Origin of the sequence: Bradyrhizobium sp. 21 (genome assembly GCF_023073335.1) — a bacterium.
In the GTDB taxonomy this organism is placed as follows: domain Bacteria; phylum Pseudomonadota; class Alphaproteobacteria; order Rhizobiales; family Xanthobacteraceae; genus Bradyrhizobium.
Genome location: NZ_JADPJG010000035.1, coordinates 183,995 through 196,152 on the forward strand (window position 1 = coordinate 183,995; position 12,158 = coordinate 196,152).

9 protein-coding genes and 1 riboswitch are annotated in these 12,158 nt (G+C 65.6%); of the genes, 7 read left to right on the forward strand and 2 right to left on the reverse strand.

The features are described 5' to 3' along the window. Positions 1-172 precede the first annotated feature (172 nt). From IVB31_RS29515 to purH, 3 genes are all read left to right on the forward strand, one after another. Positions 173-1,519, forward strand: coding sequence for an RsmB/NOP family class I SAM-dependent RNA methyltransferase (locus tag IVB31_RS29515; RefSeq protein ID WP_247331168.1), 1,347 nt, complete (start codon positions 173-175; stop codon positions 1,517-1,519). A gap of 156 nt (positions 1,520-1,675) precedes the next feature. After that, the gene (locus tag IVB31_RS29520) at positions 1,676-3,394 is read left to right on the forward strand and encodes a heparinase II/III family protein (RefSeq protein WP_247332302.1); all 1,719 of its coding nucleotides are present in this window, start codon (positions 1,676-1,678) and stop codon (positions 3,392-3,394) included. Between the two features lie 59 nt (positions 3,395-3,453). Continuing rightward, a riboswitch (ZMP/ZTP riboswitch) is annotated at positions 3,454-3,535 on the forward strand. A gap of 25 nt (positions 3,536-3,560) precedes the next feature. Beyond that, positions 3,561-5,153, forward strand: a complete 1,593-nt coding sequence (purH, locus tag IVB31_RS29525) for a bifunctional phosphoribosylaminoimidazolecarboxamide formyltransferase/IMP cyclohydrolase (protein ID WP_247331170.1) — start codon at positions 3,561-3,563, stop codon at positions 5,151-5,153. Positions 5,154-5,317: 164 nt separating this feature from the next. On the opposite strand, the gene IVB31_RS29530 is transcribed toward purH, so the two are convergent. Then, the gene (locus IVB31_RS29530; protein WP_247331172.1) at positions 5,318-6,703 is read right to left on the reverse strand and encodes an MFS transporter; all 1,386 of its coding nucleotides are present in this window, start codon (positions 6,701-6,703) and stop codon (positions 5,318-5,320) included. 102 nt (positions 6,704-6,805) lie between these two features. Between IVB31_RS29530 and ggt the strand changes: the two genes are divergently transcribed. Beyond that, positions 6,806-8,557, forward strand: coding sequence for a gamma-glutamyltransferase (gene ggt, locus IVB31_RS29535; protein WP_247331174.1), 1,752 nt, complete (start codon positions 6,806-6,808; stop codon positions 8,555-8,557). A gap of 95 nt (positions 8,558-8,652) precedes the next feature. Further along, the gene (locus IVB31_RS29540) at positions 8,653-9,948 is read left to right on the forward strand and encodes an MFS transporter (RefSeq protein ID WP_247331177.1); all 1,296 of its coding nucleotides are present in this window, start codon (positions 8,653-8,655) and stop codon (positions 9,946-9,948) included. A gap of 27 nt (positions 9,949-9,975) precedes the next feature. Here the strand turns inward: IVB31_RS29540 and IVB31_RS29545 are convergent, their stop codons facing one another. Further along, positions 9,976-10,641: a glutathione S-transferase gene (locus IVB31_RS29545; protein WP_247331179.1), complete on the reverse strand. Its 666-nt coding sequence runs from the start codon at positions 10,639-10,641 to the stop codon at positions 9,976-9,978. A gap of 145 nt (positions 10,642-10,786) precedes the next feature. Here IVB31_RS29545 and IVB31_RS29550 point away from each other — a divergent pair, with 145 nt between their 5' ends. Together IVB31_RS29550 and IVB31_RS29555 are read left to right on the forward strand one after the other, a co-directional pair. Continuing rightward, positions 10,787-11,380 carry a DUF2239 family protein gene (locus IVB31_RS29550; protein ID WP_247331182.1) on the forward strand — a complete coding sequence of 198 codons (594 nt, stop codon included), beginning with the start codon at positions 10,787-10,789 and terminating at the stop codon, positions 11,378-11,380. A gap of 147 nt (positions 11,381-11,527) precedes the next feature. After that, positions 11,528-12,136, forward strand: a complete 609-nt coding sequence (locus tag IVB31_RS29555; RefSeq protein ID WP_247331184.1) for a 2-hydroxychromene-2-carboxylate isomerase — start codon at positions 11,528-11,530, stop codon at positions 12,134-12,136. Positions 12,137-12,158 lie beyond the last annotated feature (22 nt).

Consider the following 12,158-nt stretch of genomic DNA (forward strand, 5'->3'; position numbering starts at 1 on the left):
CAGGACGGCCCGTGGCGCGACGCCCAATAACGCATTCCAGAAATTGCTCCGAAAGGGCTGCAAAACCCGGAAGCGATTCTTACATTTGGCATATTCGCGTGCCAGAGATCGCTTTCTCAAGGCATGCGCCCATTGCGGCGGAACTGCCGCTTGCTCAGAACCTTGCTTCCGCATGCCATCTCAACGTTTCGCCCCTCCGTCCGAAGTGCCCGGTCTCGCGGCGCGTCGGATTGCCGCCGACATCGTCGACGGTGTGCTGCAAAAGCACCGCACGCTTGACGACCAGCTCGACGGCAGCGGCGCCCATCCCGGGCTGAAGACACTCGCCGACCGCGACCGCGCGCTGATGCGGCGCCTGGTCGCCACCGTGCTGCGCCGGCTCGGCACGCTCGGTCATGTGCTGTCCCGCCTGCTCGACAAGGGCATTCCCACCGACGCGCCGCGCGCGCAGAGCGCGCTGCTGATCGGCGCGGCCCAGATTCTCTGGATGGACGTGCCCGATCACGCGGCCGTCGATCTCTCCGTTCGCCTCGTGCAATCCGACCGCCGGGCCGCGCGCTACGCCGGCCTCGTCAACGCCGTGCTGCGCCGCTGCGCGCGCGAGGGCAAGGCATTGGTGGATGAAGTCGCAACGCAATCGCTGGACCTCCCGCCATGGCTGCTCGCGCGCTGGAGCGCGCATTACGGCGAGGCGACCGCAAGGGACATGGCGCTCGCGCTCAGCCACGACCCTTCGCTGGATCTGACTGTGAAGTCGGACGCCACGCAATGGGCGAGCCGGCTACATGGCGAGGTGCTGCCGACCGGATCGGTGCGTACGGTGCTGCACGGCGCGGTGACCATGCTGCCCGGCTTCGCCGAAGGACAATGGTGGGTGCAGGACGCCGCGGCCGCGCTGCCGGCCCGGCTGTTCGGCGACATCGAGGGCAAGTCCATCGCCGATCTCTGCGCCGCTCCCGGCGGCAAGACCGCGCAGCTGGCGCAGGCCGGCGCGCATGTCACCGCCATCGACCGCTCGCCCGCCCGGGTGGCGCGCCTGCGCGAGAATCTGGCGCGGCTGTCGCTCCAGGCCGAGACCGTCGTCGCCGACGCCGTGGAATGGGCCGGCCCAGCCGAGGGTTTTGACGGCATCTTGATCGATGCGCCCTGCACCTCGACCGGCACGATCCGCCGCCATCCCGACGTGTCCTGGCTCCGGCAGGAATCCGACATCGCCGCGATGATCGCGCTCCAGCAGCGGCTGCTGCGAAAATCGGTGTCGCTGCTCAAGCCCGGCGGGACGCTGGTCTACTGTACCTGCTCGCTGGAACCCGAAGAGGGCGAGCATGCGATGGCCGCGCTGCTGGCCGCCGAGCCTGCGCTACGCCGCGTCCCGATCGATGCGTCCGAGGTGTCGGGGCTCAGCGAGACCGTCACCGCTGAGGGCGATTTGCGCACCCTGCCCAGCCATCTGCCGAACGCCGATCCCAAGCTCGGCGGGCTCGACGGATTTTTCGCGGCTCGGCTCATTAAATCCTGATTTTGCACTGGATTTTGCAACAACGGCGCTGATTCGCGCCGTTCAAGGTGGTGTCGGCCGTCCGATTTTGGGATTAATAAGGATTCGTCGGAATCCTCTCCCCCATCAAGGCAAGGCGTGTCGGTCGCTCAACGCAGACGTATCTCGACGCTGGTGATGAACCGCTTCGCGCGGAACATGCTCGCGCGTGCGAGCGGCGGTTCCGTCGCCCTGTCACGGGTCTGGCCGGGCCGCGCCGACCGCTTGATCATCGCGCCGCATGATCTGCGCACCGCGGATGCGACCCGCGCCGCCGAGATCTATGCCGGCCGCTTCGTCTTCGCCGGCAAGATCGTCAATTGCCACGGCCGCTCGATCTTCGATCTCGAGCCGCCGTCGGAGGATTGGGAGGTCGCGCTGCTCGGCTTCGGCTGGCTGCGCCATTTGCGCGCCGCCGACACCGCGCTGACGCGCGCGAATGCGCGCTCGCTCATCGAGGACTGGATCGCCAACCCTGCCAGCAAGCGCCGTGCCGTCGCTCGGCGCGCCGACGTGCTGGCGCGACGTGTGATCTCGCTGCTGTCGCAGGCGCCGCTGGTGCTCAACGACACCGACAATAAATTCTACCGCCGCTATCTGCGCGCGCTGGCGCGCGAGATCCGCCTCCTGCGCTACACCATGGTCAACATTCCGGACGGGGTGCCGAAGCTCCAGGTCCTGATCGCGCTGTGTTACGCGGCGCTGTGCCTCGCCAACCAGGCCAGCCACATCCGCAGCGTCTCAAAAAAGCTTTCGGATGAATTGCAGCGGCAGATACTGCCCGACGGCGGACACATCTCCCGCAACCCGGGCGCGCTGATCGAGCTCTTGATCGACCTGTTGCCGCTGCGGCAGACCTTTGCCGCGCGCAACATCGCACCGCCGCCGGCGCTGCTCAACGCGATCGACCGCATGATGCCGATGCTGCGCTTCTTCCGCCACGGCGACGGTAATTTCGCGCTGTTCAACGGCATGAGCGCGACGCCCTCGGACCTGCTCGCGACGCTGCTTGCCTATGACGACACCCACGGCGCGCCAATGGCGAACATGCCGCATACCGGCTTCCAGCGCCTCGACGCCGGCCAGACCACGGTGATCATCGACACCGGCCCGCCGCCGCCGGCCGGCGTCAGCCACGACGCCCATGCCGGCTGCCTGTCGTTCGAACTGTCCTCCGGCATCAGCCGCATCGTCACCAATTGCGGCATGCCGACCACGGGCCGCGACAATTGGCGGCCGTTCGCGCGCGGCACGGCGGCGCATTCGACGCTGACCTATCACGAGACGTCGTCATGCCAGTTCGTGGAGATGTCGGCGATGAAGCGGCTCTTGCACGGCGCGCCCGTCACCAGCGGGCCCGTCGAGGTCGAGAGCTATCGCGAAATCGTGCAGAACGGCACGCTGCTGACGACATCGCATGACGGCTATCTCGCCAAATTCGGCGCGATCCATCGCCGCGTGCTGATGATGGCCAATGACGGCGCGCGCATCGACGGCGAGGACACGCTGTCGCCGCCGCAGGGCGGACGCTTCAAGGGCGCGGATGCCGATTTCGCGCTGCGCTTCCATCTGCACCCGGCGGTGAAGGCGAGCCGGCTGTCGGATGCCCGCGGCGTCATGCTGGTGCTGCCGAACCGCGACGTCTGGACCTTTGAAGCATTGGACGACAAGGTCGACCTCGAGGACAGCGTGTTCCTGGCCGGCAATGACGGCCCGCGCCGCACCGCGCAGATCGTGATCCGCCAGGATGCGCGGCAGGCGCCCTCGATCCGCTGGAGCTTCATCCGCTCCACCGCCTCGCCGGCGGTGACCAATGCCCGCAGAAATGCGCGTCGAGAGCCGGAACTTCCGCTGTAAACGCACGCGATTCGGCCCCATCCGATCGTTGTGAAAGCGACCGAAAACTGCTATCGAGCGCTAGCTCGCGCGACTGGCGACCTTGGATGGAGCACCATCGGGAAGCGCGGGACTGAGAAGCCGCGCGCCTGGGCATAGACACTCCTTCAGACAGAGGATCTTGCTCATGACTGACCATCCCCGCCGCGTCACCCGCGCCCTTCTCTCCGTCTCCGACAAGACCGGCCTGATCGACTTCGCAAAGGCGCTTGCCGCGCACGATGTCGAGCTGGTCTCGACCGGCGGCACCGCCAAGGCGATCGCAGCCGCCGGCCTCAAGGTGAAAGACGTCTCCGAGCTGACCGGCTTCCCCGAGATGATGGACGGCCGCGTCAAGACGCTGCATCCGAAGGTGCATGGCGGCCTGCTCGCGATCCGTGACAACAAGGATCATGCGGAAGCGATGACGGCGCATGGCATCGCGCCGATCGATCTCCTCGTGGTCAATCTCTATCCGTTCGAGGCGACCGTCGACAAAGGCGCGGGCTTCGAGGATTGCATCGAGAACATCGACATCGGCGGCCCCGCCATGATCCGCGCCGCCGCCAAGAACCATGACGACGTCGCCGTCGTCGTCGAGGCCGAGGACTACAAGGCCGTGCTCGACGAGCTCGCCGCCAACAACGGCGCGACCACGCTGAAACTGCGCCGGCGGCTTGCCGCGAAGGCCTATGCGCGCACCGGCGCCTACGACGCCGCGATCTCGAACTGGTTCAACCGCCAGCTCGAGATTGACGCGCCCGATTTCCGCGCCTTCGGCGGCAGGCTGATCCAGTCGCTGCGCTATGGCGAGAATCCGCACCAGACCGCGGCGTTCTATGCGACGCCCGACAAACGCCCGGGCGTATCCACCGCGCGGCAATTGCAGGGCAAGGAATTGTCCTACAACAACATCAACGACACCGATGCGGCCTATGAATGCATCGGCGAGTTCGATGCCAAACGGACGGCGGCCTGCGTCATCGTCAAGCACGCCAATCCGTGCGGCGTGGCCGAAGGCTCCGATCTCGCCAGCGCCTATCGCAAGGCGCTGGCCTGCGATTCCACCTCGGCGTTCGGTGGCATCATCGCGATGAACCGCGCACTCGATGCCGACACCGCGCGCGAGATCACAAAGATCTTCACCGAGGTGATCATCGCACCGGATGCGAGCGAGGAAGCGATCGCGATCATCGGCGCGCGCAAGAATTTGCGCCTGCTGCTCGCCGGCAGCCTGCCCGATCCCCGCGCGCCCGGACTCACCGCCAAGACGGTGGCGGGCGGCCTTCTGGTGCAGAGCCGCGACAACGCGGTGGTCGACGACATGATTTTCAAGGTCGTGACCAGGCGCGCGCCCAGCGATGCCGAGATGCGCGACCTCAAATTCGCGTTTCGGGTCGCCAAACACGTCAAGTCCAACACCATCATCTACGCCAAGGATCTCGCCACCGTCGGCATTGGCGCCGGCCAGATGAGCAGGGTGGATTCAGCGCGGATCGCGGCGCGCAAGGCCCAGGATGCGGCCAACGAGCTGAAGCTGGCCGAGCCGCTCACCAAGGGCTCGGTCGTGGCCTCGGATGCGTTCTTCCCGTTCGCCGACGGCATGCTCGCCTGTATCGAAGCCGGCGCCACGGCCGTGGTGCAGCCCGGTGGCTCCATGCGCGACGACGAAGTGATCAAGGCCGCCGACGAGCACGGCATCGCCATGGTGTTCACGGGCACGCGGCACTTCAGGCACTAGACGTCCAGCGCACTAACTCTCAACGGGTCGTCCCGGCGAAGGCCGGGACCCATACCGCGTGATTTATCGTTAGAGCGCGGTTTCGGTACCGCACAACCACCAGCTTTCGCCAAATTGCACTTGGTGATTATGGGTCCCGGCCTTCGCCGGGACGACGGTAAAATTTATTGCTCCCGCACCCGCATCAACAGTCCCAGCCCGGCGACGAAGAACACCACCAGCACGGCCATGCCCGCCTTCTGGCTCGCCGTCACGGCGGTGATCACGCCGATCAGCAGCGGGCCGATGAAGGACGTCACTTTCCCCGTCAGTGCGAACAGGCCGAAATACTGCGCGATGCGGTCCTTCGGTGCGAGACGGATCAGGAGCGTGCGTGAAGCGGCTTGCAGCGGACCACCGGCTGCACCGATCAGGCAGCCCAGCACCAGATAAGCGCGTTCGGCCGCAGCTGCGAACAATGCACCGCCGGGCGCGGGCGGCGCGACCTTGATGAAGAAGATCGAATCCTTGTCGACCAGCAGGATCGCCGCCACCGCCAGCAGCAGGACCAGCATGCTGCCGGCGATCACGCGCTTCGGCCCGATACGATCGTCCAGCTTGCCGCCAAGCCAGGCGCCGAACGCGCCGGCGATCGCGAGCATGATGCCGAAGGTGCCGATCTGGATCGTGTGCCAGCCGAAGGTGCCGGCGGCATAGATACCCCCGAACGCGAACAGCGACACCAGGCCGTCGGTGTAGATCATGTTGGCGAGCAGGAATGCGGCCAGCGACTTCTGCTGCGGCAAACTCCTGATCGATTGCTTCAGCTCGGAAAGGCCCTCGCGCAAAGCTTCGCGCACCGGGCGCTTCGCCGGGTAATCGGGCGTGAACAGGAACATCGGTGTCACGAAAATGATGAACCAGAGCCCGGTCAACGGCCCGGCGGCGCGGTCGCCCTGATGAGTTGCGGGATCGAGCCCGAACAACGGCATCAGGCCGAGCAGCGTGCGGCCGGTCTCGGGATTGGCGGCGAGCAGGCCGAGCACGATGATCAGGCTGACGATGCCGCCGACATAACCTGTCGCCCAGCCGGTGCCGGAGAGCCGGCCGATCCGCTCCGGCGGCACCAGGGTCGGCATCATCGCATTGTTGAAGAGGGTGGCGAATTCCGCGCCGACGCTGGCAAGCGCGACCGCGGTGAGCAGCGGCGGAATGATCGAGGGATCGCCAGGCTTGCCGATCCACAACGTGCAGGACGCCAGCACCAGCAGCGCGCCGAATCCCGCGATCCACGGCTTCCTGCGGCCCGAAGCATCGGCAATGGCCCCCAGCACCGGCGACATCAGCGCGATCGCGAGGCCGGCGGCGGCCATCGCAAAGCCCCACAGCGATTGGCCGGTGGCGGCATTTGGCGCAATGCTGGTGGCGAAATAGGGCGCGAACACGAAAGTCGTGATCAGCGTGAAATAAGGCTGCGCGGCCCAGTCGAAGAAAATCCAGCTGACGACGGCGGCGCGCGGCGGATAGGTCCGCTGCGCCTCTACGCGCGCATCCGAGGCAATCGTCGTCATCGTCCAGCCCCCATCACGAACAGTTTTGCCTCTCTCTTGGCGCAAACCGTATAGCATTACCGTGACGCGTGTGAACCGGCTCGAAGCCACGACGGAAATTTGATGATCTCGTCTTTTTCGGCACGGCGAATATTTTTCGCCTTCATTGCCACTCTGGCGTTCGGTCTTGTCCCCGCCACCGCGCAGGATGCGCGGCGCGCCTATATCCCACCTCCGCTCGACACGGTGCACGCCGTCGCGGCCGAGCACGGCATGGTGGTGGCGCAGGAGAAAATCTCTGCGCAGGTCGGCGCCGACATCCTGCGGCGCGGCGGCAATGCTGTCGATGCCGCGGTCGCGACCGGTTTTGCGATGGCCGTGACCTATCCGCGCGCCGGCAATATCGGCGGCGGTGGTTTCATGGTGATCCATTCCGCTGAACGTCATGAAGATATCGCAATCGATTACCGCGAGACAGCACCGGCGGCGACGACGGCGCAGATCTTCCTGGGCCCCGATGGCAAGCCAGATACGGCGAAGTCGCGCGATTCCGCGCTCGGCATTGGTGTGCCCGGCACGGTGGCAGGTCTCGCCCTCGCGCTAGAGAAGCACGGCTCCGGCCAGTTCACGCTGGCGCAGTTGCTCGAACCGGCGATCGCGCTCGCGCGCGACGGCTTCATCGTCACCGACGACATGGCCGACACCCTGCCGGGCTGGCACCGACGCCTCGCACGCTGGCCGTCCTCGGCCAAAATCTTTTCCCGCTCCGATGGCACACCACTCGGCGAAGGCGATAGGATGATACAGAGCGATCTCGCCGAAACGCTATCGGCGATCGCAGCGCAAGGTCCGCGCGGCTTCTATGAGGGGCCGGTCGCGGAAAAACTTGCCAAGGCCGTCTCCGATGCCGGCGGCATCATGACGCCGGCCGATTTGAAATCCTATCAGGCGGTGATCCGCGCGCCGATGCGCGGCACCTATCGCGGCTATGACATCGTGTCGATGCCGTTGCCATCGTCCGGCGGCGTGGTGCTGGTGGAGACCCTCAATATCCTCGAAGGATTTGAGCTCGCTGATTTGAAGCAGGGATCGCCGGCCTCGCTGCATCTGCTGATCGAGGCCATGAAACGCGCCTATGCTGACCGTGCGCGCTATCTCGGTGATCCCGCCTTCGTCAACGCACCGATCGAGACGCTCACCGCCAAGGACTACGCCGCCAAGCTGCGGGCAACCATCTCCGCCGATCGCGCCACGCCGTCGAGCAAGCTCGTTTCCGCCGCGACCTCGCCGCGCGAGGGCAGCAACACCACGCACTTCTCCGTCGTCGACAGCCGCGGCAATGCGGTCAGCAACACCTATACGCTGAACTTCAGCTACGGCGTCGGCCTTGTCGCTGATGGCACCGGCGTGCTGCTCAACAACGAGCTCGACGATTTCACCGCCGCGGTCGGCGCCTCCAATGCCTACGGCCTCGTCGGCTACGAGGCCAATCTGCCCGGGCCCGGCAAGCGGCCGCTGTCCTCGATGTCACCGACCATCGTGCTCAAGGACGGCAAACCGGTGCTGGTGACGGGCTCGCCTGGTGGCAGCCGCATCATCTCGACCGTGCTGCAAGTGATCGTCAACGTCCTCGATTACAAGATGGACGTTGCGGCGGCCGTGGCCGCACCGCGGCTGCATCACCAATGGCTGCCCGACGAGGTCCGGATCGAGAGCGGCTTTCCTGACAATGTCCTGGTCGAGCTGAAGGCAATGGACCACCTCATCGTCGAACCGATGGGACAGACATCCGCGAATTCCATTGCAGTGACCGCCAACGGACCGCTCGGCGCGCCCGATCCCCGCACACGAGGCGCGGAAGCAGCGGGGCAGTAGCCCTGTCCCTGCATGGCGCGCAGGCCTGCCCGTGCTTGCGCAGGCCGTAGCGCGTGCTACCACCGACCGCATAAAAAGCTGCCGGGGAAACGCACATGAGCACGACCGATCCGACCCAGCGCATCGAACGCGCCGAGATCGAGGACACCAGCCTTCTCGCCTTCTACCGCGATATGAACGCGCCGGAGCGGCGGACATTCTGGGCCTGCGCGGCCGGCTGGGCGCTCGACGGCATGGACTTCATGATCTATCCGCTGGTGATCGGCACCATCATCGCACTGTGGAAGGTCGATGCCGCCTCAGCCGGCCTTGCCGGCACGGTGACGTTGCTGGCGTCCGCGATCGGCGGCTGGCTCGGCGGCTATCTTTCCGACCATATCGGCCGGGTCAGGACGCTCCAGATCACCATCATCTGGTTCTCGTTCTTCTCGCTGGTCTGCGCGGTCGTGCAGAATTTCGACCAGCTCCTGATCGCGCGCGCCGTGCTCGGCCTCGGCTTCGGCGGCGAATGGGCGGCGGGCGCCGTGCTGATGGGCGAAGCGATCCGACCGCAATATCGCGGCCGCGCGGTCGGCTCGGTGCAATCGGGCTGGGCGGTCGGCTGGGGCCTCGCGGTGCTGTCGCAGGCAATCCTGTTCTCGGCCTTGCCGGCGGAGAGCGCGTGGCGCTGGATGTTCGTGATCGGCGCGCTGCCGGCGCTGCTGGTGTTCTACATCCGCCGCTCCGTCACCGAGCCCGAGATTGCGGCCGAGGCCCGCGCCAAGCAGGCCGCGAGCGGCGATCGCCCGGCACTTTGGGAGATTTTCTCAGGCCCGATCCTGAAGACCACGATCCTGGCCTCGCTGATGGCGACGGGCTGCCAGGGCGGCTATTACGCTGTCACTTTCTGGGTGCCGCAATTCCTGACCAAGGAGCGGCATCTCTCGATCGTCGGCTCGACCGGCTATCTCTCGACGCTGATCATCGGGTCCTTCATCGGCTATCTCGTTGGCGCCTGGCTCGCCGACCGGATCGGACGGCGCAATCTGTTCCTGACCTTCTCGATCGGCGCCATCGCGGTGGTGCTGCTCTACACGCAACTTCCGCTGACCAACGAAATCCTGTGGGTGCTCGGCTTCCCACTCGGCTTTTTCGCCTCGGGCTATTTCTCCGGCGTCGGCGCGTTTCTGACCGAGCTCTTTCCGACCCGGCTGCGCGGCTCCGGTCAGGGCTTTTGCTACAATTTCGGACGCGGCATCGGCGCGCTGTTTCCGTTCCTTGTCGGTGCGCTGTCCGCGACGACGTCGCTCGCAAATGCGATCGCGATGTTCGCGGTGGTGGCCTATGCGCTGTTCTTCATCGCCGCATTCGCGCTGCCGGAGACGCGCGGGCGCGTGCTGCACGCAGACTAACAGATCACCTCGGAGCGGTGAGGAAACTTACCGCCCCACCAGGTACGGTCCGCCCTTTTCCAGCGCACGCGCATACGCTGGTCGCGCGTGAATGCGCTCCAGAAACGCCATCGCCTTGGGATGGCCAAGCTCGAGCCCGCCGCGCGCTTGCGCGGCTTCGAGCGGAAAGCTCATCTGGATGTCGGCGGCGGTGAACGCGCTGCCGGCGAACCACTCGCTCTTGCCAAGCTCGCCTTCCCAGTAATCCATGTGCTGCTTGAGCTGCGGATTGACGAGCGCAGTGAGCGCCTGGTTCGAGACCTTGCGTACCAGGGGGCGCAGCAACGCCGGCGCGCGCTTCGGCATCAGCGTGAACAGCAGCTTGAGCAGCAGCGGCTGCATCGCCGAGCCCTCCGCGTAGTGCAGCCAATAGGTGAAGCGCAGTCGCTCCGGCGTGTTGGGTGGCGGCACGAGCCGGCCGTTGCCGTAGGTCGCGATGAGATATTCGATGATCGCGCCCGACTCGGCGATGGTGTTGCCGTTGTCAGTGATGACGGGCGATTTGCCGAGCGGATGGATGGCGCGCAGCTCCTTCGGCGCGCGCATGTCGGGCTGGCGCTGATAGCGCACGATCTCGTAGGGCACGCCCAACTCCTCGAGCAGCCACAGCACGCGCTGCGAGCGGGAATTGTTGAGGTGGTGAACGGTCAGCATCGCGAGGTCCCCAGCTTGGCGTGGTCGGTCGGCCGCGTACCTGCCAGCCCGGGAGCACAATGTCGAGCCATCCGGGCGGATATTTTCACCCGGGTATATTGACGTTGACAATTTACCCGGATATAAAAGGGCCAACATCACCAATATGGCAATGATTACAATGCAAAGGACTTTCACCGCCTTCCAGGGCCCGCGCCGCCTGGCATCCGGATCGGCAGGAGAAGTCGCGCTCGTCGTCAAGCGGATGGCACCGCAGCCGGACGAGCCGATCATCATCTTCGAGGACGACACGGGCCGATCGATCGACTTCGATCTGCGCGGCGGGGACCGCGAGGTGTTGGCGCGGTTGGCGAAGCTTGTCCCGCCCCCGGTTGAGGAGACCGCACCAAGCGAGCCGCGCGGCCGCGGCCGGCCCAAGCTCGGCGTGGTCGCGCGCGAAGTGACGCTGTTGCCCCGACACTGGGAGTGGCTCGGCGCGCAACCCGGCGGCGCTTCGGTCGCGCTGCGAAAACTCGTCGACGAAGCCAGGCGCGCGAGCGGCGACAAGGACCGCGAGCGGCAGGCTCGCGATGCGGCCTATCACTTCATGTCGACCATGGCGGGCAACCTGCCGCAATTCGAGGAAGCCTCGCGCGCTCTGTTCGCGGACGACCGGCGGCGCTTCACCGGACTGATCGCGGACTGGCCCACTGATATCCGCGACCACATCGTCAAGCTCGCCACCGGCGACCGCGCGTAACACATGCTTGCACATCGCTGTGGCGCAAGCGGACGATCCGGGGTCTGATCCGACGAAATCATCAAGATATTATGACCGTCATTAAACGGTGGACCTGTGGCGTGGGCTGCGCCACAATGCGAAAAAGCGACGTCAGGGAGAACGATTTTGACCCGCACAGCCCCGCAGTTCCTGTTCGATTTCGGCAGCCCGAACGCCTATCTCAGCCATCTCGCAATCCCGGCGATCGAAAGCCGCATCGGCGTCAAGTTCGAATACGTTCCGATCCTGCTCGGCGGCATCTTCAAGTCGACCAACAACAAGTCGCCGGCCGAGACGCTCGCCGGCATCAAGAACAAGCGCGAATTCCAGGCGATCGAGACCGAGCGCTTCGTCAAGCGCTTCAAGGTCGAGCCTTATGTCTTCAACCCAAACTTCCCCGTCAACACGCTGAACCTGATGCGTGCGGCAATCGCGGCGCAGCTCGAGGGGGTGTTCGAAAAATATGTCGAGGCGGCCTTCCACCACATGTGGCGCGAGCCGAAGAAGATGGACGATCCTGAAATCGCGGCGAAGGCGCTGGCGTCCTCCGGCCTCGATGCTCAAAAACTGTTCGCCCGCGCCGGGGAGCCCGAAGTGAAGGGCAGGTTGATCAAGAACACCGAGGAGGCCGTCGCGCGTGGCGCGTTCGGCTCGCCGACCTTCTTCGTCGGCAACGAGATCTTCTTCGGCAAGGAGCAGCTGCGCGAGGTCGAGGAGATGGTGTCGGGAAAGTAGTCCCGTCAATCTCCGACGACAG